We start from the raw sequence: 20,594 nt of genomic DNA on the forward strand, positions 1-20,594 counted from the left end.
GCAGAATGTGATGACGGTACTGGTCGCTGGCAGGTTTCGTAGCGGCGCGATTTATCGCGCTGATCCAACCGCTGCGCCGCTGTGTTTTTGCGCAATAAATTGCGCCGCTACGATTGGTGCAGAATGTGATAACGGTACTGGTCACTGGCACGCTTTGTAGCGGCGCGATTTATCGCGCTGATCCAACCGCTGCGCCGCTGTGTTTTCGCGCAATAAATTGCGCCGCTGCAATTGGTGCAGAATTTGATAACGGTACGGGTCGCTGGCACGTTTCGTAGCGGCGCGATTTATCGCGCTGATCTAAACGCTGCGCCGCTGTGTTTTTGCGCAATAAATTGCGCCGCTACGATTGGTGCAGTATGTAATAACGGAATTATTCGCTGGCACGCTTTGTAGCGGCGCGATTTATCGCGCTGATCCAACCGCTGCGCCGCTGTGTTTTTGCGCAATAAATTGCGCCGCTACGATTGGTGCAGAATGTGATAACGGTACTGGTCGCTGGCACGCTTTGTAGCGGCGCGATTTATCGCGCTGATCTAAACGCTGCGCCGCTGTGTTTTCGCGCAATAAATTGCGCCGCTACGATTGGTGCAGAATGTGATAACGGTACGGGTCGCTGGCACGTTTCGTAGCGGCGCGATTTATCGCGCTGATCCAACCGCTGTGCCGCTGTGTTTTCGTGCAATAAATTGCGCCGCTACGATTGGTGCAGAATGTGATAACGGTACTGGTCACTGGCACGCTTTGTAGCGGCGCGATTTATCGAGCTGATCCAACCGCTGCGCCGCTATGGCTTGTGCTGGCTGGATGAATCCACCGCCGGAATGCGCATAAACAGTGTGCCGCGATAGGGGATCGGCAGGAAATCGCGGAACAGGGTTTCCAGCGTCTGCTGCGGATCGATATCGGCGAACAGCTGCGGATACAGCGTTTTTGCCATGAACTCGGTCACCGCAATATGCCACGGGCTGAGATAAAAATTCATCCAGATTGCCGCTGCATGGCCGTTGCGAATCGCCTTCAGCTCACGCAGGCCGTTCTGCTGCGCGGTGAGCTGGCGGAAACTGCTCAGCACCGCGTCGGGCGCGACGTCCGGCCCGAGGCGCAGCAGGCCTGCGCTGGCGTTATCGCCAAAGCCGGTGGCAAAGTAATACTCAGGCTGGGCTGCGATCACCTGCTCCTCACTCAAACGGCCAAACACGCCGTGCTGAGTTTTGCCAGCAATATTGTCGCCGCCGGCGGCGTTGAGCAGCTCGCCCAGACTGCCGTTAATCGCCGTCACGCAGCACTCGTTGCGCCGTCCCAGATGCAACTGCAATAGCACCGTGGGTTTCGGCCCGTGATAGCGCGCCAGCCGTTCCTCGATCACCTGCAGATGCGCGCTGTAAAAGCGGTTGAACGCCGCCGCGCGTGCCTGCTGATTCAGCACCTCACCAAAAATCTCTACGCTGCGCCGGGTGTTCTTTAACAAATGTACGCGCAGATCGATCTTCACTACCGGAATATGCGCAGCATTAAGGATGCTGACCAGCCTCAGATCGGCATCATCGTAGCGCGCCAGACTCGGCAGAATGACCACGTCCGGTCGCAGGGCGAGAATCTGCTCCGGATTGATCGCCTGAGGGCCGCCCGATCCGAGCGTCGGTATGTTCAGCATCTGCGGAAACCGCTGCGCAAAACTGTTCCACGTCTGGCTGTCATACTTTTGCAGATCGCGCGGCCAGCCGACGATGTGGCGGAACGGGTCATCCGGCGCCAGCAGCGCCAGGGTATACAGCATGCGGCTCTCACCCAGTACGATGCGCTGCGGACTATCGGGAATCTCTACCCGATTGCCGTCAATATCGGTGATCACCCTGGCCAGCGCGCTGGTGCTGAACGCCAGCAGCAGGAGGGCAGCCAGCCAGGCACGCCACGTCAGCGGCTTTTTCGCTCGATCAGAATTCAACGCTGGCCTCGACCATCAGGTTACGGGTTTCCCCTTCGCGCACGCGCAGGTTGCCGCCGCTGGAGGTGTAGTAGTGCTTATTGAACAGGTTATTCAGATTAAGCTTCAGCTGGGTTTTCTCGCCAAACAGCTGATTATTCCAGGCGATAAAGCTGTCGGCGACCACATAATCCGGCAGCGTAAAGCTGTTCTCCGGATCACCGGCGCGTGAGCCAACGTAGCGCGCACCGCCGCCGACGCGGAAGTCACCGGGAATGCCGTTCAGCGTCAGATTATGGCTCAGGTAAAGTGCCCCGGCGTGACGCGGTGCGTTCTGCAGGCGGTTGCCCTTGTTCGCCGGGTTGACGCCATCGTCGACGATTTCGGCCTTATCGTAGCTGTAGTTGGCGCTCAGATCCCAGCCCGGCAGCACTTCACCATTGAGCTCAAATTCAGCGCCGCTCGAACGCGCTTTATTGATGGCGCGCGTGGTGCCGTTGATATTAAGCGACATATCGCGTTCGTCGATGCGGTACAGCGCTACGCTGGCAAACAGCCGGGGCGAAATCTGCCACTTGCTGCCCACTTCCCATGTGGTGCCCTGTTCTGGCTTGCCGACGTTGCCGTCATCGTCGACGTCAGTCGACGGCGTGAAGGATTTGCTCACGCTGCTGTACAGTGAGACATCCGGCGTCAGTTTGTAAATCAACCCGGCCTGCGGCAGGAACTTGTTGCCCTCGCTGTCCAGCGTTTGCACCACCGGATCGAAGCCCTTTGACGCGCGCTGTTCATAGTGCTGATAACGTCCGCCCAGCACCGCAATCCAGTCGTCGGTGAGCGAAATGCTGTCTTTGGCGTATACCGAGCGACTGTGCAGGCGGTTAAGCAGGTTGGCGTTGGCGCTGTTTTCACTGCTGCTATTGGTGATCGGTGCCAGCATATCGTATTGCGGATCGTACAGGTTGAAGCCGGTGTTCGCTTTACCCTGATACTGGTGCGCACGGTAAGTCTGGTTCATTTCATAATCGGTGCCGAACACCACATCGTGCGTCATGCCAAACAGCTGCGGCGAACCGATCACATCCCACGCCACGTATTTGGTTTTATGGTTGAAGCCACGGTTGGCGTCGGCGCGGCGCGTCACCACGCCGGTAGTGGGGTTGATCGCCGTAACCCGCACTTCGTTGTTGTCGTACTGACGCTGGTTCCAGCCAAAAGTCAGGCGCGTGCTCCACGCCTCATTGAACTGCCAGTCGTAATGCGCGTTCAGGGTTTTATTGTGGCCCCACGCATGGTTAGCTTTATCGTCCAGGCGATCTTTATAGCCAATCGCTACTGGCTTACCGTTAACAAACGCCGTGCCGCGATCGTAGGGAATATCGTACTGATAATCTTCGTAGCTGATAAGGAAGCTGGCCTGCTCGCCATACCACTGTAGCGAGGGGGCGATTAAGGTGTGTTTATCGCTGCCGAAATTGCGCCAGTAATCCTGATTCTGCTTTTCAGCAATCAGGCGGAAAGCAAAACCGTTGCCGAGCGGGCCGGTGACGTCCAGCGTGCCGGCGCCGCCGCCCTCGCTGGCTGCGCGACCGCTGACTTTGGTGTGCCAGGTGTATTGCGGCTTTTTGCTCACAATATTGATCACGCCACCGGGATTCTGGATACCGTACAGCAGCGAAGCCGAGCCCTTCAGTACCTCGACACGTTCGGTGGTGGCGTCGAAATTCAACCCCTGGCTGCTGCGCACGCCATCACGATAGATGGAACCATCCGAGTTGCTGCCAAAGCCGCGGCGTACAAAGCCATCTTCGGTACCTGCCAGCGTATTGCCTTCGCTTACGCCGCTGACAAAGCGCAGCGCGTCGGCGAGGCTGGCGGCCTGATAATCCTCCAGCTGCTGTTGCGTCACCACGCTCACCGATTGGGCTTCATTGAGGCGCGACACCGGCGTTTTACTGGCGACCGAACTGCTGGTGGCGCTATAGCCGTCGTCACTGTTTTGCTGCTGCGCCGTCACGGTGAGGGTGCTGTTTTGTTCAGCGGCAAGGCTGTCAGTACTGCTGAGTGCCGTTACGCCGTAAATAGCGGCAAGGATAGCCGGATGGCACAGTAATTTAACCGCCCGCGGTGAGTTGTTCTGCATCGAATATAAACCTGGTGTAATTGCGGGATTATTTATTCCGCGCAACGAAGCTATCAGTAAAATGCTGCCGGTGACGAACAGGACATTCGCGGCCCGGCATTGTTATGCCATCAGTCAGCAGAAAAAGGCGGCTGAGATGTAATTGAGAATCATTCAAACATGAAAAAATGTAGTAGTAAACGTAAATGATGGTGTGGATACTACAGCAGAACGCGGCAGAAACTTTTGAACCGGGATTATCATTAAACTTATTTTAAATCAGCTTATTATTTATTTTATAGCATTTGAAGCTGGCCGGGTTAAGCCAGGCGAGAAGGGAGTGGACAGCGGTAGCGGCGCAAATTTTCACTACAAGCCGGCCTGCCGACGCGGTTCACAACGATGCGATATTACTAACAGGCAACATAATGGCGGCAAATAACATTAAAAATCGGGTGGATGTATTCGGTGAACGCTACCGTGCGCGCGTCACGACATTATCGGCCAGCCTGCAAACGGTGGCGCGATATATCCACGAACATCGTGAGGCTATATTAGACGCGACTGCATTGGATATCGCCCAGGCCACTCAAACCTCTGACGCCACCGTGGTGCGCACCGTGCAGGCGCTGGGCTTTGCCGGTTTGCGCGATCTGAAAACCACGCTGGCCGCGTGGTTTGGCCCGGCGCAAAACTCGGAAGAGAAGATGAGCGCGACCATCAGCGAACTGTCGTGTGACATCAACTCCGGCATCGATTTTGTGCTGGGCGGCCATCAGCGCGCCTGCGAAGTACTGGCTGAACCGGTTAACCGTCAGGCGGTGGCGGCTGCGGTGACACTGTTGCTGGAAGCGCGTCAGGTGGCGCTGTTTGGCATCAACGCTTCCGGCATTCTGGCGGAGTACAGCGCGCGACTGTTCCGGCGCATCGGCCTGCCGGCGGTGACGCTTAACCGTGCCGGGATTGCGCTGGCAGAACAGCTGATTACGCTACAGCGCGGCGATGTACTGATCATGATGGCACAGAAATCGGCGCACCGTGAGGGCATGACGACGCTGAAAGAGGCGCAGCGGCTGGGTATGCCGGTGATTCTGCTGACCCACGCGCTGGATTCGGCGTTTGCGCAGCAGGCGGATGTAGTAATTAACGTGCCGCGCGGCGGTGAAAATGGTCGCATGCCGCTGCACGGTACGGTGCTGGTGTGCCTCGAAATGCTGATTCTGGCGGTGGCCTCCGCCAGTTCGGCACGCACGGTTAAAACCATGAAACGCATTCAGGATCTCAATCGATCGCTGAAACCCACGTCGAAGAAGGCGGGATAACCGCACATCACTCAGGCGCGGCGGCGGGGCGTTCACTCCGCCCTTCGCTTCCGGATCTATTTCACAGACTCGCTTGCAAGGCGCGCGTGGCTGTCGTTAATATTAAGGAAATAACCATTTCCTTAATGAGTCCGCGTTAACGGCGCGGTAGCGCATAATCGCATCCAATAAGGAAATACTCTTTACCAAAATAACCGGAGAACGCTTATGTCACTGCCTGCCCTGGACGCCGCGCCGCGCTGGTCACAGCCCGTCGGTCACCTGCCGCAATTTAACCATGCTTACGCCACTGTCGCGGGCGTGCGGCTGCACTACGTCAGCGGCGGCAATGTGCAGGGACCAGTGCTGGTACTGCTGGCGGGCTTTCCGCAGAGCTGGTTTGCCTGGCGTAAGGTGATGGCGCAGCTGGCGGCAGACTATTTCATCATTGCGCCGGATCTGCCCGGCCAGGGCGATTCCGACAAGCCTGCCAGCGGTTATGACACCACCTCGCTGGCGCACAGCGTGCAGGGATTGTTGCAGCAGTTGGGTGTTGAGCATTACTACCTGGCCGCGCATGACGTGGGTGCCTGGGTTGCCTGGCCGCTGGCGATGTTGCACGGTGATGCCATTATCAAGCTGGCGCTGCTGGATGCCGGCATTCCCGGCGTGACGCTGCCGGATGCGCTGCCTGCGACGCCGGACAAAGCCTGGAAAACCTGGCACTTTGCTTTTCACCTGTTGCCGGATCTGCCGGAAGCGCTGATCGCCGGTCGTGAAGCGCTCTATCTGCAGTGGTTTTTGCAGCGCAAGGCAGCCAGCCCGATGGTGTTTGGTGACGAAGAGATGGCGGAATATGTGCGGCTGCTGCAGCAAAACGGCGCGCTGCGCGCCGGCATGGCGGCGTATCGTGAGGTCAGCACCTCAGCGGAGCAGAATCGTCAGTTGTTGCAAACCCGGGGCAAACTGGCGATCCCGCTGCTGGCGGTGAGCGCCGATCAGGGCTCTATTGCTGATATGGCCCAGCCGCTGCGCACTTTTGCGGCCGACGTCAGCGGGATTCGCCTCGCGCACTGTGGTCACTTTATCCCGGATGAGCAACCGCAGGCGCTGGCCGACGCGTTACGTCAGTTTTTTGTGTAACGCATCACTTAACCGTGAATATCCACGCGTAAGCGACCGCGCCGAGAAGGGGCTGCGGCTGACTTGCAATAGCCACGGCATTGCGGCTAAGATAGGAACCAGTTGGTTTATAATTACAGGGGAGGGCAGTGATGAAGAACCTGACCGTCATCGGTCGCCCGCGCGAGTTCGAGCTGGAAGAGGCCGCCCGCAGCGCCATGCACGTTTTCTGGGATCGCGGCTATGAAGCGGCGTCGCTACCGGATTTGATCGCCGGAACCGGTTTATCGCGCGGCAGTCTCTACAAGGCGTTCGGCGATAAAAAAGGGCTGCTGCTGGCCGCGCTGGATATCTACATGACCGAAGGTCTGAAAGCCACCTCGGATATTCTGGCGCAGCCCGGCGCGGTTAAAGCGGCGATTCGTGCCTCGCTGCTGCGTTATGCCGCGCTCTCCAGCGGCGAGAAAGGGCGGCGCGGTTGTCTGGTGGTTTCACTCACCACCGAGATGGCCGCGCATGATGAACAGATTGCCGAACGCACAGGGCGCATGTTCCGGCGTTTGCAGCAGCTGTATGCGGCAACACTGGTGCGCGGTCAGCTGAGCGGAGAACTGCCCGAGCGTGATGAGCAGGTGCTGGCCCGCTTACTGGTTTGCCAGATTGAAGGGATGCGCATCCTCGGTAAAACCGGGGCAACGGAAGCAGAAATGAACGCCGTAGTGGACTGCACGATGCGTCTGCTCGACTAATTTTTTTATCCATATTGGAACCAATCGGTTCCTTAGTGAGGTGTTGTGATGTCTGATCCGCACGCGTTAAATCCCGAGCCACGCCGCTGGGCGATGTTTATCGTCCTGCTGACAGGCGCATTTTTACCCCCGCTGGACTTCTTTATTGTCAATGTGGCGCTGCCGTCGATTCAGAGCGACTTGGCCACGTCCGGCTCGGCGGAGCAATTTGTCATCTCGTCTTATGCCGGGTTTTACGCCGTCACGCTGATCACCGGCGGTCGCCTCGGCGATCTGTTTGGCCGCGGGCGCATGTTCTTCGTTGGCCTGACCGGTTTTGCAGCGGCTTCTGCGCTGTGTGGCTTTGCCTGGTCACCGGGCGCGCTGATCGCTGGCCGCGTGCTGCAGGGCATCACTGCAGCGATTATGGCACCGCAGGCGCTGGCCTCGATTCAGGCTATTTTCCCGGAGGCGGAGAAATCACGCGCGCTGAGCCTGTACGGCGCGGTATTTGGTCTGGCCTCGGTGATTGGCCAGGCGCTGGGCGGCATCCTGATCTCACTCAACCTGTTTAATAGCGGCTGGCGCGCCATTTTCCTGGTCAATCTGCCGGTGGCGCTGCTGGTGGTGCTGTTTGGCATCCCGTTGATTAAAGAGACGCGTGCTCAGCACGCGCGCAAGCTGGATTTTGGCGGAATGGGACTGTCGATGATGACGCTGGGTCTGCTGATCGTGCCGCTGATTGAAGGGCGGGAAGCGGGCTGGCCGCTGTGGGCGTGGCTATCGCTGCTGCTGGTGCCGGTGCTGGGCACTCTGTTCTGGCGCTATGAAAGCCGGCTGGCAAAGCAGGGCGGCGATCCGCTGATCGATCCGGCGATTTTCAGCGTGCCGGGTCTGGGGCTGTCCCTGCTGCTGGCGCTGCTGTTCTACTCAATTGGCGTATTCTTCCTGCTGTTCTCGATCTATTTACAGGGCGCGCTGCATCAGGGCGTACTGAGCGCCGGGCTGATCTTCCTGCCCTTTGGTGCGGGTTTTCTGCTGGGGCCGTTGTCCACGCCCTCTGCGCGACGGCTGATTGGGCCTTACGTTAACGCCACTGGGATGGTGCTGGAAGTGGTCGGCCTGCTGGGTCTGGCATGGCTGATGGCCAGCACGCCGGTCGGTGTGTCACCGGCGGCGCTGCCGCTGGCCGTGGGGCTGTTTGTGGTGGGGTTTGGCCAGGGGCTGGCGCTGCCGACGCTGATGCACATCGTCACCGGACGCGTGGCACCCGCCTGGGCCGGGATGATTGCCGGTATCGCCAGCTCCACGTTGCAACTGAGCACGGCGCTGAGCGTGGCCATTATCGGCGGGATCTTTTATGCCGTGCTGGGCACGGGCAAGGGGCCAGGAGAGATTACCCATGCCTTCATCGTGGCGATAGTGTGTATGTCGATTTGTCTGGCGGCCGGCGCGCTGCTGAGCATCCGGCTAGCGCGCAGGCCTGCCGCACAGACGGCGGTGCTTAAAACACGCGGGAGTTCCAACGCGTTGCGGGACTGATGGTTGAAGACTGGGTGTGATCACCCCCATCACTTTACCCGATGGCGTCCATTCCTCAGAACGACATCGTGACACCGGCGTACCAGGCGCGGCCCGGTTCGTTATAGGTCGATGCCCCGGCATTTTCGCGATAAACGCGCTTATCAAACAGGTTGTTGATACCGGCGTTGGCGCTCAGGTTTTTAGTGATGTCGTAGTTGAGGTTCAGCCCGACAATGGAATACGGGCTGATTTCACGCTGCGACAGACCGCGGCTGGCCTCGAGGCTGGTTTCGGCATACTGACGTGGCTTCTGCCGGCCATATTGCGTCCAGTTGATGTTGGCGCTGAGCGCCTCGGTCGCCTGCCACTCCAGCTGCGAGTTGATGGTGAATTCCGGGATTACCGTCAGCGGGTTGCCGGTTTTTTTGCTCTCCGAGCGGAACATATAGGTGGCATTGGTGCGCCACTCCAGCGTGTCGGCGATCAGCGGGATGCTCAGATTGCCTTCCAGCCCTTCGACGATCGCCTTGCCGCCGTTTTCCCAGCGCAGCAGGTTATACGAGCCGGTTGAAGCCACCGGCGTGGTGCCGGAGATGATTTTGTTTTTGTAATCATTGCGGAACCAGGTGATGCCCGCGACATAGCCCTGATGACTGAATTCAATGCCCACTTCTTTGTTCACACTGATCTCGGGATCAAGGTCTTTGCTGCCCAGCAGGTAACAGCGTGACAGGCCAATCGGACAACCGTTGCCGCGCGTCGACAGGATATAGCCCTCAGTGGACTGATACAGATTTGGCGCTTTAAAGGCGCGCGCAATACCGGCTTTCAGCGTGAAGTAATCACCGAGGCCCTGCGACAGGTTGAGGCTCGGGCTCCAGTTAGCGCCAAACTGATCGTGATAGTCGAAGCGCAGGCCGGGAATCACTTCGGTGGAGTCGGTGGCGGCGATGTTGTCTTCGAAATAGAGCGAGCTGATGGTGGCGCTGTTTTTACTGTCACGCTGCGAACCATCGCTGGAAACGCCGCCGAAATCGACACCCGGTGCGCTGGTGGCCTGTACCGATGCCGGATCGTTAAGTTCATCGCGATTCCACTCAGCACCCAGCGTAACGGTTTGATCGACCAGCAGCTGCAGCGGGAAATTGATCTCGCCGCCGGCGCGATAGCTCTCCAGCCGGCTGGTAGCGTACGTATCGCTGTTGATCATCCCTTCGGTGCTGCCGCCGGAGCCTTCTTTCAGACGGGTATTGTTGGTTTTCTCATAGCTAAAGTTAAGCTTAGAGGTGCCCCAGTCCCAGATGCCGTTGTGCACCACTCCGTAGTTCTGGCGATACAGGCGGTTGGTTTCGCTGCCGTACAGCGCTTCAACCAGCCCGTTGGCGCTGGCATTGCTGTTGCTGTTTTGCGTGTCGCCGGCATAAATATTGCCCTGGCGACTGTAGCCATAGCTGAAATCGACAATCTGCGTCGGGGTGATTTTCCACGACAGCACTCCATTAATATCTTTGTTACGCACCCCTTCGCGTCCGGCGGCGTAAGCGCCATTTTGCGCGGTATTGATGTCGAAGGCGTCGGCATCCGTTTTGTTCAGGTTGCCGTACAGCCGCATGGTGAGTGCCTCACCGGCCAGCGGACCGCTGAGGTTGAAGTTAGCGCGGCGGGTGGCGCCTTCCTTGTCATCTTCTGGCTGGTTAGTGAACAGCGACAGCGAACCGTGCCAGTCATTGGTCGGGCGTTTGGTAATGATGTTGACCACACCGCCGGCGGCACCGGAGCCATAACGGGCAGCGGCCGGACCGCGTATCACCTCAATGCGTTCCACCATTTCCGGCGGTACCCAGTTGGTATCTCCGCGTGAGTCGCGCTCACCGCGCCAGCTGTAACGCACCGAGTTACGGGAGGTGACCGGCACGCCATCGATCAGCACCAAAGTGTTTTCCGGGCCCATGCCGCGAATGTCGATCTGGCGATTATTACCGCGGCTGCCGCTGGCGCCGTTACCGGTGAGGTTAACGCCGGGCATTTTGCGGATGATGTCCGCGAGGTCGTTAACGGGCGGACTTTTTTTGATGTCTTCAGCGGTAATGGTGGAAACCCCCGGCTGCTGCTTCAGCTCTTGCTCTGCCGTCACAATCATTGACTCATCGTCGGCCAGCTTCTCCGTGGGTTCAGCGGCAAACACCGGTGAGGTTAACAGGCCTGCCAGGTACAGTGCGACCGGACGCTTTTTGCCACATACAGTTACATTCACTTATATCATCTCCCTGATGCGTTAACATTTGTAAGCAAATGCGCATGATAATGAGAATGGTTTGCATTGTATATTGGTGTGCAACTTCTTTACATTCCTGCGTAAATCGCCTCACCGTGCCGCTTTTTTGTCAGTTTTTGTCAAGAGGGCAACATAGTGGCTTAGACAGGAACGTTATGGCTAATAAGCAAATCATCCAGCGTGGCAGGATAAGCAGGTGCCTGATTTGCGGTAACAATCTGATTTTTGCGCGACGACAGGGCCGCGTTCAGGCCAGCAAAGAACCCTATTGCCGGATTTCGGCAATAGATATCTGTTTTTCGCATTTGTGATCGCTGCCTATCTTCCAGAGAATGGCTGCGGGACGTTAGAGGATGACAATCCTTTGCGCCGCGCGGCTTTCGCGACATGGGCAAAGGGAAAAATACATCGCTACCTCGACGCCTTTTCCCTGCCGGGAAACATTTTAAATATCAGGAGAAAGGTTCCAGTGAAATTCGCAAAAGGTATCACCCTTTTCGCACTCGCTCTCAGTGCGCACACCGCGTTTGCCGCCGAACAATCCGTCCCAACCGACAGCTCACTGCATGTTCAGGCTGATGCCGCGCTGAAAAGCCTGGTGCCCGCCGACGTGGCGAAGCGCGGCTATATTGTGGCAGGAACCAACCCCAACACGCCGCCCACCACCTTCTATAAAGAAGACAACAAAACGCTGGCCGGCCGTGAAATTGACATCATGAACGCGGTCGGTGAGCGTCTCGGCATTCAGGTGCAGTGGCGTGACACCGGCGGCTTCGACAACACCATTCCGGGACTGAAAACCGGCCGCTACGATGTGGCCTTGTCCAACATCAACGCCACGCCGGCGCGCGCCAAAATTATCGACTTCGTGAGTTACTACGACGCCAGCCGTCTCGGCATTATTTCGCGGAAAGACGCCAACGTCGCGCCGTTCAAAACCCTCGACGAGGTGTGCGGTAAAGAAGTCGGCGCCGGTTCCGGCACCACTCAGGTGACCCGTCTGGAAGAGGCCAGCAAAGCCTGTGAAGCGGCCGGGAAAAAACCGATTAAAGTGTCAGTGTTCCCGGATCGCCCGGCGGGTGTTCAGGCCGTGGTCAGCGGGCGTGTGCCGATGTTCCTCGGTCCGTACGAAGGCCTGTTGTGGCAGGTGAAAGTGATCAAACCGCTGACCATGAGCGGCGAAATCACCGTGCATGATGCGCCGGTATCGGTCGCCTTCCCGAAAGATTCCGCGCTTGAACCTGCCGTACAGGCAGCGCTGAACTCGCTGATTAAAGATGGCAGCTACCAGAAGATCCTGGATAACTGGGGCATCGGCTTTGGCGCGGTTAAAGAGTCAAAACGTAATCAGGATATCTTTCAATGAGTGACTTTCACGACCACACCGACGATCTGAAAATCGTCGGTAAACGCTACTACGGACGCTGGCTCAGTGCGCTGGTGGTGCTGTTGTGCGTGGTGGCGATGGCGCATTCGATGATCAACAATCCGCGCTTCGAATGGGGCGTGATTGCGGAAAACTTCACCGGCGAGTCAATCCTGCAGGGCGTGCTGATGACGCTGCAGCTGACAGCGATTTCGGTGGTGCTGGGCTTCGCCTTTGGCACGGTGCTGGCGCTGATGCGCCTGTCATCCAACCCGGTGCTGGTCGGCGTCAGCTGGTTCTATACCTGGTTTTTCCGCGGCGTGCCGATGCTGGTACAGCTGTTCCTGTGGTACAACATCGCGGCGCTGTACCCGACCATTTCGCTGTCGCTGCCGGCTCTGGGTGAGATCTGGAGTACCCAGTCTAATGCGCTGGTCAGCCCGTTCAGCGCGGCGGTGATCGCGCTGGTAATGCATCAGTCTGCCTATGCGGCTGAGATCGTGCGCGCCGGGATTCAGAGCGTTGGCAACGGCCAGCTGGAAGCCGCCCGTGCGCTGGGTTACCGTCCGGCGCAGATTTTCCGTCATACCGTACTACCGCAGGCGATGCGTGCCATCATGCCGCCGGCCGGTAACGAAATCATCGGCCAGCTGAAAACCACGGCGGTGGTATCGGTGATCTCCCTGCAGGATGTGCTGTTTTCGGCGCAGATCATCTATCAGCGCACCTATGAAGTGATCCCGCTGCTGCTGGTGGCGACGCTGTGGTATCTGCTGATGACTTCAGTACTGTCGGTTGGTCAGTTCTACGTCGAGCGCTACTTTGGCCGTGGCGTCACGCGCCGTGAAAAGCGCAGTTTACTCAAGTCGCTGCCCGGTTTCTCCGCGCCTAAAGCCGAAAGGAGCGTAAGCAATGGCTGAAGCGATCGCCTTACGTAAGGTGACCAAACGTTTTTCCGGCGTCACCATTCTGGATGAAGTTAATCTTGATATCCCGGCTGGCTCGGTGACGGTGATCCTCGGACCGTCCGGCTCAGGCAAATCGACGCTGCTGCGCTGCATCAACCATCTGGAAAAACTGGATGGTGGCACGATTCGTATCGGTGGCGAGATCATTGGTTACAAGCAGAAAGGCCAGGCGCTGCACGAGCTGAGCAGCAGCGAGATTGCGCGTCAGCGTGCCGAAATCGGCATGGTGTTTCAGCAGTTCAACCTGTTCCCGCACCGCACCGTACTGCAAAACATTGTCGATGCGCCGATGCGGGTGAAAAAACAGAGCCGCCAGCAGGCGACCAGCAAAGCGCTGTCGCTGCTTAAGCAGGTGGGGCTGGCCGGGCGCGAAGAAGAGTGGCCGCAGAATCTTTCCGGTGGTCAGCAGCAGCGTGTGGCGATCGCCCGTGCGCTGGCGATGGATCCCGGCGTGATGCTGTTTGATGAGCCCACGTCTGCGCTCGATCCGGAACTGGTGGGTGAAGTGCTGCAGGTGATTAAACAGCTGGCGCACTCCGGCATCACCATGGTGATTGTGACGCACGAGATCGGTTTTGCGCGCGAGGTGGCCGATAACATCGTGTTTATGGAAGGCGGGCGGATTGTGGCGGCGGGGCCGACGCAGCAGGTGCTCGACGATCCGGAAAACGGACGGGTAAGAAACTTTATTGCAACGGTGCTGTAAGCACCGTTTTTCATTTTTGACTCCAGGAAGCATGATGACGCAAAAACCGGTGATGCACAGCGCCCACTGGGGTGCTTTTACTGCCCGCCAGCAGGGCGATCGACTGACTATCGAACCGTTTCACGGCGATCCCGATCCCAGCCCGCTGCTGCAAAACTTTCACAATGTCCTGCATCACCCGGCGCGCGTGGCGCAACCGATGGTGCGCCGTGGCTGGCTGGAAAATGGGCCCGGCGCGGATCCGCGTCGCGGCAATGATGACTATGTGGCGGTGAGCTGGGAGCAGGCTTACACGCTGGTGGCGCGCGAATTGCAGCGCGTCGGGGACGCGTATGGACCGGAAGGTATTTTTGGTGGCTCATATGGCTGGTCAAGTGCCGGCCGTTTTCATCACGCGCAGAGCCAGGTGCACCGCTTTCTTAACACGGTGATGGGCGGCTATGTGCGCTCGGTGAACAGCTACAGTTCCGGCTCGGCTTCGGTGCTGTTACCGCATATCGTTGGCGACATGAATGAGATCGCCCGCCGCGGCGTCAGCTGGGAAGAGATCGCCCGGCATAGCGAGATCGTGCTGGCGTTCGGCGGCCTGGCGCTGAAAAACTCGCAGGTGGCAAGCGGTGGTCTGAGCGAACACACCGAACGCGGCTTTATGCAGCAGGCGGCAGAGCGCGGCGCACGCTTTATTTCGGTGAGCCCGTTGCAGAGCGATCTGCCCGATGAGGCGCAGGGAGAGTGGCTGGCGCTGCGTCCTGGTACCGATGCGGCCTTCATTCTCGGTCTGCTGTCGGTGCTGATTGACGAGCAGCGCACCGATGAAGCTTTCCTCGCGCGTTACACCGTCGGCTGGCCGCAAATGGTCGCCTATATTCGCGGCGAAGAGGACGGTACGCGGCGCGACGCACAGTGGGCGGCTGAGATTTGTGGCGTCAGCGCGGCAACAATCACCGATTTTGCCCGCCAGCTGCACGGCAAGCGCGTGCTGGTTACCGTGGCGCACGCGTTGCAGCGCGCGGAACACGGTGAGCAACCGGTATGGCTGGGGCTGGTGCTGGCGGCCGCGCTGGGCCAGCCGGGGCTGCCGGGCGGTGGCTACACCTATGCGCTCGGCGCACTCGGCCATTACGGTAAGCATCATAATCTGGTGAGTTTCCCGGCGCTGCCGCAGGGTAAGAACGGTATTGACCGGCTGATTCCGGTGGCGCGCATCGCCGATATGCTGCTGCATCCCGGCACGCAGTTTGATTACAACGGCCGGCGTCTGACCTATCCGCACATCCGTCTGGCCTACTGGGCGGGCGGCAATCCGTTCCATCATCATCAGGATCTGGCGCGGCTGCGGCAGGCGTTTTGCCAGCTGGATACGCTGATTGTGCACGAGACCGCGTGGACCGCCAGCGCGCGCCATGCGGATATCGTGCTGCCTGCCACCATGACGCTGGAGCGTGAAGATATCGGCGGTGCGCCGACCGATCGTCATCTGTTTGCCATGCAGCCGGTGGCGCAACCTTACGCGCAGGCGCAGGATGACTACACCATTTTTGCTGAACTGGCGCGTCGTTTAGGCCGTGAAGAGGCATTCACCGAAGGACGCGACGCCCGCGGCTGGCTGCGCCATCACTATGCGCAGCTGCAGGAAAAACTGGCCGCGCATCAGGTGACGATTCCTGACTTCGACCAGTTCTGGCTGCAGGGTGTGATTGAACTGCCGCAGCTGAAAGATGGCGGGCGGATGATCAATGCGTTTCGGGCCGATCCGGCGGCGGCACCGCTACCGACACCGAGCGGCAAAATCGAAATCTTTTCCGCCACCATCGCCAGCTTTGGCTATGAAAATTGCCCCGGCCATCCGGTGTGGCGCGCGCCGCAGCAGCAGCCGGATGCGGAACATCCGCTGTGGTTGATCGCGAATCAGCCGGCCACGCGTCTGCACAGCCAGCTGGATTTTGGTGACTACAGCCTGAGCGGCAAACGCGAAGGACGTGAGGTGTGCAGCCTGCATCCGCACGATGCCGCCGCGCGCGGCATTACCGACGGCGACATTATCGAGTTGTACAATCAGCGCGGTCACGTGCTGGCCAGCGCTCGCGTCACCGAAAGCATTATGCCGGGTGTGGTGCAGTTGCCGACCGGCGCCTGGTACGATCCGGTCGATCCCACCGCGCTGCGACCGCTGTGTCGCCACGGCAATCCGAATGTGCTGACGCTGGATATCGGCACTTCATCGCTGGCGCAGGGCTGTAGCGGACAAATCACCGTGGTGCAGCTGCGCAAATACCGCGGCGAACTGACGCCGGTGCAGGCATTTATTCCGCCGCAGCCGGTCAGCTACAGCACTGAGATTATCTGAGGCCGTGCAGGGCTTCGCCTACCGCATCAAACAGCCGGTCCAGTTCGGCCGGCTGGGTATCAAACATTGGGCCGAACTGCAGCGTATCGCCGCCAAAGCGGACGTAAAAGCCGGCTTTCCACAGCGCCATGCCCGCTTCAAACGGCCGCACGGTCGCGTCACCTTCACGGGGTGCCAGCTGGATGGCACCGACCAGCCCGCAGTTGCGGATATCCACCACCTGCGGACAATCGCGCAGCCCGTGCAGCGCACGTTCAAAATGCGGTGCCAGTTCGGCCGACTGGCTAATCAGCGCCTCGTTTTCCAGCACGTCCAGCGTCGCCAGTGCGGCCGCGCAGGCCACCGGATGCGCCGAATAGGTGTAGCCGTGCGCAAACTCAACCGCGTGCTGCGGCAGCGGCTGAGACATAAAGGTGTGATAGATTTCGCTGCTGGCCACCACGCCGCCCAGCGGAATGGCACCGTTGGTAATCTGTTTGGCGAAGTTGAGCAGATCCGGTGTGACGCCAAAATACTCCGCGCCGCTCCAGCGTCCCATGCGGCCAAAGCCGGTGATCACCTCGTCAAAAATCAGCAAAATATCGTGCTGCGTACAGATCTCACGCAGGCGCTGCAGGTAGCCGTGCGGCGGAATAATCGCGCCGGCGGATCCGGACAGCGGTTCGACAATCAGCGCGGCAATAGTCGAAGCATCATGCAGTTCAATCAGCTTCAGCATCTCGTCCGCCAGCTCCTCGCCGCCCGTGGCGGGCTGGCCGGGGGTGAACGCCAGCTCTGGCTGCAGCGTATGCGGCAGGTGATCAACCTCCAGCAGCTGACCAAAGGCCTTACGGTTGCCGCCGATTCCACCAAGGCTGGTGCCGCCGATGTTCACGCCGTGATAGCCGCGCGCGCGACCAATCAGCCGGGTTTTATTGGGCTGGCCTTTGGCCCGCCACCAGGCGCGCGCCATTTTCACCGCAGTATCCGCCGACTCCGACCCCGAACCGGTAAAGAACACATGGTTGAGATTGCCGGGCATCAGGCTGGCGATGCGCTCGGCCAGCTGAAACGACAGCGGATGGCCGTACTGAAAGCCCGGCGAGTAATCCAGCGTACCGAGTTGCTGCGCGACTGCCTGCTGGATTTCACGGCGCGTGTGGCCCGCGCCGCAGGTCCATAAACCGGACAGACTATCGAAAATCTGACGGCCGTCGCCATCGGTCAGCCAGTGGCCGTGCGCGGCGACAATAAAACGGGGATCCTGCTGAAAATAGCGGTTAGCAGTGAACGGCATCCAGTGCGCCTGTAAATTCAGGTCGGCGGTATTGATCGGCTGTGACATCGGGTTTTCTCCGGCGGGTGATAAGCAGAGTTTGCAATCCACCGCCGGTTAAGTTAAATGCTAATTAACTTGTCTTCACTTATGGATTTACTCACCTGAATGAAAAAGAAAACGCTGGCCCAGGTGACCGACTTCGACCTCAGACTGCTGCGCGTTTTCAAAACCGTCAGCGAGTGCGGCAGCTTTTCCGCCGCCGAAAGCCTGCTCGGCATTACGCGCTCGGCCATCAGCCTGCACATGAGCGATCTGGAAAAACGGCTGGGCATGCGCCTGTGCCAGCGCGGTCGCGCCGGGTTTGCGCTCACTGAGGAAGGGCGTGAAATTTTACGACACAGTGAGACCATGATGGCGGCGGTGGAAGATTTTCGCCAGCAGGTGAACCAGATGCATCAGCAGCTGCGCGGGGAGTTCAACATCGGCATCATCAATAATCTGGTGACGCAGCCGCGCATGCGTCTCACCCATGCACTGGCGGCGCTGCGGGAGAGCGGGGCAGGGATTCGTATCAACATCAGTATGTTAACCGCAGCGGACATCGAGCGGGGTCTGCTGGAAGGGCGCCTGCACATGGGTGCGCTGCCGATGGCGGCACCGGTCTCCGGGCTGGCGTACGCACAGCTGTATGATGAACATGCGCAGCTCTATTGCAGCCACGCGCACCCGCTGTTTAACCAGGCGGAGCGGCCGGAACACCACGCGCTGGCGGCCTGCGACGCGATAGCGCCGCTGTTTCGCATGCCGGCGGAGGCGATTGCGCTGCACCAGCAGCTGAACTGTAGCGCCACCGCTTCCGATCGCGAAGGGATCGCATTTCTCATTCTCACCGGGCGCTATATCGGTTTCCTGCCGGACCACTACGCCGCGCAGTGGGTGGAGAAAAAGCAGATGCGCGCCCTCGCGCCGCAGCAGTTCCATTACCACAGTCAAATCGCGCTCGTTACGCGCCAGGGCTCGCGTCACAACGCCATCCTGCAACGCTTTTTGCAGGCGCTGGCGCTGGACGAGCCCGGCGCTTAGCGGAGGCGTTTAGGCTATCTAGTTACAACATACTGTTAGTGTGCTACATCAATCCGGACGCCAGCACCGTGCGGCGTAAAGTCTGACAGGCCTTGATGGCAGGCGGGGTGACGAGAGAGAAGAGGGCGAAAAAAAGGGGAGAACCATGCGTTCTCCCCTGAGATATCACTGCTTTATGCGCGCAGCGGTTCGCCGCGTACCGGGCGATCGCCCGCCACGAAGTAGTCCGCTTCGCTGCGCGGCAGCGGCTGGCGGCCACGAATGTTGTCGGCGATCTTCTCGCCAATCATGATGGTGGTGGCATTCAGGTTACCGGTGATGATCAGCGGCATAATTGAGGCGTCGACCACGCGCAGCCCCTGCAGGCCGTGTACGCGACCTTCGCCATCCACAACCGCCATCTCATCGCTGCCCATTTTACAGGTGCCGCACGGATGGTAAGCGGTCTCAGCATGGTTGCGCACAAACTCATCCAGCTGCTCGTCGCTCTGGCACTCCAGCCCCGGACTGATCTCTTTGCCGCGATACTTATCCAGCGCCGGCTGGTTGATGATTTGCCGCGTGATGCGGATGGCATCGCGGAACTCATGCCAGTCCTGCTCGTGCGCCATGTAGTTAAACAGAATCGCCGGATGACGGCGCGGATCGCGCGACTTAATGCGCACGTGACCGCGGCTTGGCGAACGCATCGAACCGACGTGACACTGGAAGCCATGCGCTTCTACCGCATTCGAGCCGTTGTAGTTAATCGCCACCGGCAGGAAGTGGTACTGAATGTTGGGCCAGGCAAACTCTTCCCGGCTGCGGATAAAGCCACCGCCCTCAAACTGGTTGCTGGCGCCGATACCGGTGCCTTTGAACAGCCACTCGGCACCGATTTTCGGCTGGTTCCACCACTTCAGGGCCGGATAGAGCGATACCGGCTCTTTGCACTCGTACTGCAGGTACATCTCCAGATGATCCTGCAGGTTTTCACCGACGCCCGGCAGATCATGCACCAGCGGGATGTCGTGCTGCTTCAGCAATGCCGCCGCGCCAACGCCGGAGCGCTGCAGAATCTGCGGCGAGGCGATAGCACCTGCGCACAGCAGCACTTCACGCCGCGCATGCACGGTGTGCGACGTATCGCTGGCGCCGTGCAGATACTGCACGCCGACCGCGCGTTTGCCCTCGAACAGAATACGATCGGTGGTGGCGTGGGTGATGATTTTCAGGTTCGGACGCTGTTTTGCCGTATCCAGGTAACCGCGCGCGGTGCTGGAGCGGCGGCCCTGCGGCGTCACGAAACGGTCCATCGGACCAAATCCTTCCTGCTGATAACCGTTGAGATCGTCGGTGCGCGGATAGCCCGCCTGCACGCCGGCTTCAATCATCGCGGCGAACAGCGGGTTGTTGCCAGGCTTACAGGTAGTGATGCTCACCGGGCCTTCGCCACCGTGATAATCATTAGCACCGATATCGCGCGTTTCCGACTTGCGGTAGTAGGGCAGGCAGTCGCGGTAAGTCCAGTTTTCCAGACCCGGCTGCTGCGCCCAGTTGTCCAGATCCATGGCGTTACCACGGATGTAGCACATGCCGTTGATCAGCGACGAACCGCCCAGCCCTTTACCGCGTCCGCACTCCATGCGGCGGTTATTCATGTGTGGCTCAGGCTCGGTTTCGTACGCCCAGTTGTAGCGTTTGCCCTGTAACGGCCAGGCCAGCGCCGCCGGCATTTGCGTGCGGAAATCAAAGCGGTAATCGGGACCGCCGGCCTCCAGCAGCAGGACGTTCACGCTGCTGTCTTCGGTCAGTCTTGTTGCCAAAACGTTCCCTGCGGATCCGGCTCCGATAATGATGTAATCAAATTCCATTAGTCGCTCCTCAG

Annotated in this window: 14 protein-coding genes; 9 read left to right on the forward strand and 5 right to left on the reverse strand. The window is 59.2% G+C overall.

Going from position 1 to position 20,594, the window contains the following annotated elements:
- Positions 1 to 787 precede the first annotated feature (787 nt).
- Both H7K56_RS09770 and H7K56_RS09775 read right to left on the reverse strand, forming a co-directional pair.
- Complete coding sequence (locus H7K56_RS09770) at positions 788 to 1,948, reverse strand: ABC transporter substrate-binding protein (RefSeq protein ID WP_375140411.1); 1,161 nt, start codon at positions 1,946 to 1,948, stop codon at positions 788 to 790.
- Positions 1,938 to 4,070 (reverse strand): TonB-dependent siderophore receptor, encoded by a 2,133-nt coding sequence (locus tag H7K56_RS09775; protein ID WP_150360209.1) that lies wholly within the window; start codon positions 4,068 to 4,070, stop codon positions 1,938 to 1,940. Before H7K56_RS09775 ends, H7K56_RS09770 begins: the two co-directional genes overlap by 11 nt.
- A gap of 407 nt (positions 4,071 to 4,477) precedes the next feature.
- On the opposite strand from H7K56_RS09775, the gene H7K56_RS09780 reads away from it, so the two are divergent.
- The 4 genes from H7K56_RS09780 (at position 4,478) to H7K56_RS09795 (ending at position 8,742) form a co-directional block, all read left to right on the forward strand.
- Positions 4,478 to 5,371 (forward strand): MurR/RpiR family transcriptional regulator, encoded by an 894-nt coding sequence (locus H7K56_RS09780; RefSeq protein WP_058770525.1) that lies wholly within the window; start codon positions 4,478 to 4,480, stop codon positions 5,369 to 5,371.
- A gap of 207 nt (positions 5,372 to 5,578) precedes the next feature.
- Entirely contained in the window at positions 5,579 to 6,493 is a 915-nt protein-coding gene (locus H7K56_RS09785; RefSeq protein WP_058770526.1) for an alpha/beta fold hydrolase, read from the forward strand.
- Positions 6,494 to 6,624: 131 nt separating this feature from the next.
- Positions 6,625 to 7,221, forward strand: a complete 597-nt coding sequence (locus tag H7K56_RS09790; RefSeq protein WP_058770527.1) for a TetR/AcrR family transcriptional regulator — start codon at positions 6,625 to 6,627, stop codon at positions 7,219 to 7,221.
- A 48-nt stretch (positions 7,222 to 7,269) separates the two neighbouring features.
- The gene (locus H7K56_RS09795; protein ID WP_211368502.1) at positions 7,270 to 8,742 is read left to right on the forward strand and encodes an MFS transporter; all 1,473 of its coding nucleotides are present in this window, start codon (positions 7,270 to 7,272) and stop codon (positions 8,740 to 8,742) included.
- Between the two features lie 55 nt (positions 8,743 to 8,797).
- Here the strand turns inward: H7K56_RS09795 and H7K56_RS09800 are convergent, their stop codons facing one another.
- The gene (locus H7K56_RS09800; protein ID WP_150360210.1) at positions 8,798 to 10,978 is read right to left on the reverse strand and encodes a TonB-dependent siderophore receptor; all 2,181 of its coding nucleotides are present in this window, start codon (positions 10,976 to 10,978) and stop codon (positions 8,798 to 8,800) included.
- Positions 10,979 to 11,468: 490 nt separating this feature from the next.
- On the opposite strand from H7K56_RS09800, the gene H7K56_RS09805 reads away from it, so the two are divergent.
- From H7K56_RS09805 to H7K56_RS09820, 4 genes are read left to right on the forward strand one after another with little or no spacing between them, the layout of a single operon-like run.
- Complete coding sequence (locus H7K56_RS09805; RefSeq protein ID WP_150360211.1) at positions 11,469 to 12,365, forward strand: ABC transporter substrate-binding protein; 897 nt, start codon at positions 11,469 to 11,471, stop codon at positions 12,363 to 12,365.
- Positions 12,362 to 13,285 carry an amino acid ABC transporter permease gene (locus tag H7K56_RS09810; protein WP_150360212.1) on the forward strand — a complete coding sequence of 308 codons (924 nt, stop codon included), beginning with the start codon at positions 12,362 to 12,364 and terminating at the stop codon, positions 13,283 to 13,285. The genes H7K56_RS09805 and H7K56_RS09810 overlap by 4 nt, the downstream gene beginning before the upstream one ends.
- Positions 13,278 to 14,039 (forward strand): amino acid ABC transporter ATP-binding protein, encoded by a 762-nt coding sequence (locus tag H7K56_RS09815; RefSeq protein ID WP_058758829.1) that lies wholly within the window; start codon positions 13,278 to 13,280, stop codon positions 14,037 to 14,039. Before H7K56_RS09810 ends, H7K56_RS09815 begins: the two co-directional genes overlap by 8 nt.
- Before the next feature lie 34 nt (positions 14,040 to 14,073).
- The gene (locus H7K56_RS09820; RefSeq protein ID WP_150360343.1) at positions 14,074 to 16,386 is read left to right on the forward strand and encodes a molybdopterin-dependent oxidoreductase; all 2,313 of its coding nucleotides are present in this window, start codon (positions 14,074 to 14,076) and stop codon (positions 16,384 to 16,386) included.
- On the opposite strand, the gene aptA is transcribed toward H7K56_RS09820, so the two are convergent.
- Positions 16,379 to 17,710 (reverse strand): omega-aminotransferase AptA, encoded by a 1,332-nt coding sequence (gene aptA, locus H7K56_RS09825; RefSeq protein WP_150360213.1) that lies wholly within the window; start codon positions 17,708 to 17,710, stop codon positions 16,379 to 16,381. The genes H7K56_RS09820 and aptA overlap by 8 nt on opposite strands.
- Before the next feature lie 99 nt (positions 17,711 to 17,809).
- Between aptA and H7K56_RS09830 the strand changes: the two genes are divergently transcribed.
- A complete protein-coding gene (locus tag H7K56_RS09830; protein WP_150360214.1) occupies positions 17,810 to 18,727 on the forward strand; it encodes a LysR family transcriptional regulator in 918 nt (305 codons plus the stop codon).
- Between the two features lie 173 nt (positions 18,728 to 18,900).
- Here the strand turns inward: H7K56_RS09830 and betA are convergent, their stop codons facing one another.
- Complete coding sequence (gene betA / locus H7K56_RS09835; RefSeq protein ID WP_021509528.1) at positions 18,901 to 20,580, reverse strand: choline dehydrogenase; 1,680 nt, start codon at positions 20,578 to 20,580, stop codon at positions 18,901 to 18,903.
- Positions 20,581 to 20,594 lie beyond the last annotated feature (14 nt).

It is taken from the genome of Pantoea dispersa, assembly GCF_014155765.1.
GTDB lineage: Bacteria > Pseudomonadota > Gammaproteobacteria > Enterobacterales > Enterobacteriaceae > Pantoea > Pantoea dispersa.

Bases quoted from the DNA above. Each gene is read 5' to 3' on its own strand.
- H7K56_RS09795 (WP_211368502.1), top strand. From the start codon at position 7,270: ATGTCTGATCCGCACGCGTTAAATCCCGAGCCACGCCGCTGGGCGATG.
- H7K56_RS09785 (WP_058770526.1), top strand. From the start codon at position 5,579: ATGTCACTGCCTGCCCTGGACGCCGCGCCGCGCTGGTCACAGCCCGTC.
- betA (WP_021509528.1), bottom strand. From the start codon at position 20,580: ATGGAATTTGATTACATCATTATCGGAGCCGGATCCGCAGGGAACGTT.
- H7K56_RS09810 (WP_150360212.1), top strand. From the start codon at position 12,362: ATGAGTGACTTTCACGACCACACCGACGATCTGAAAATCGTCGGTAAA.
- H7K56_RS09820 (WP_150360343.1), top strand. From the start codon at position 14,074: ATGACGCAAAAACCGGTGATGCACAGCGCCCACTGGGGTGCTTTTACT.
- H7K56_RS09775 (WP_150360209.1), bottom strand. From the start codon at position 4,070: ATGCAGAACAACTCACCGCGGGCGGTTAAATTACTGTGCCATCCGGCT.
- H7K56_RS09815 (WP_058758829.1), top strand. From the start codon at position 13,278: ATGGCTGAAGCGATCGCCTTACGTAAGGTGACCAAACGTTTTTCCGGC.
- H7K56_RS09790 (WP_058770527.1), top strand. From the start codon at position 6,625: ATGAAGAACCTGACCGTCATCGGTCGCCCGCGCGAGTTCGAGCTGGAA.
- H7K56_RS09830 (WP_150360214.1), top strand. From the start codon at position 17,810: ATGAAAAAGAAAACGCTGGCCCAGGTGACCGACTTCGACCTCAGACTG.
- H7K56_RS09780 (WP_058770525.1), top strand. From the start codon at position 4,478: ATGGCGGCAAATAACATTAAAAATCGGGTGGATGTATTCGGTGAACGC.
- aptA (WP_150360213.1), bottom strand. From the start codon at position 17,710: ATGTCACAGCCGATCAATACCGCCGACCTGAATTTACAGGCGCACTGG.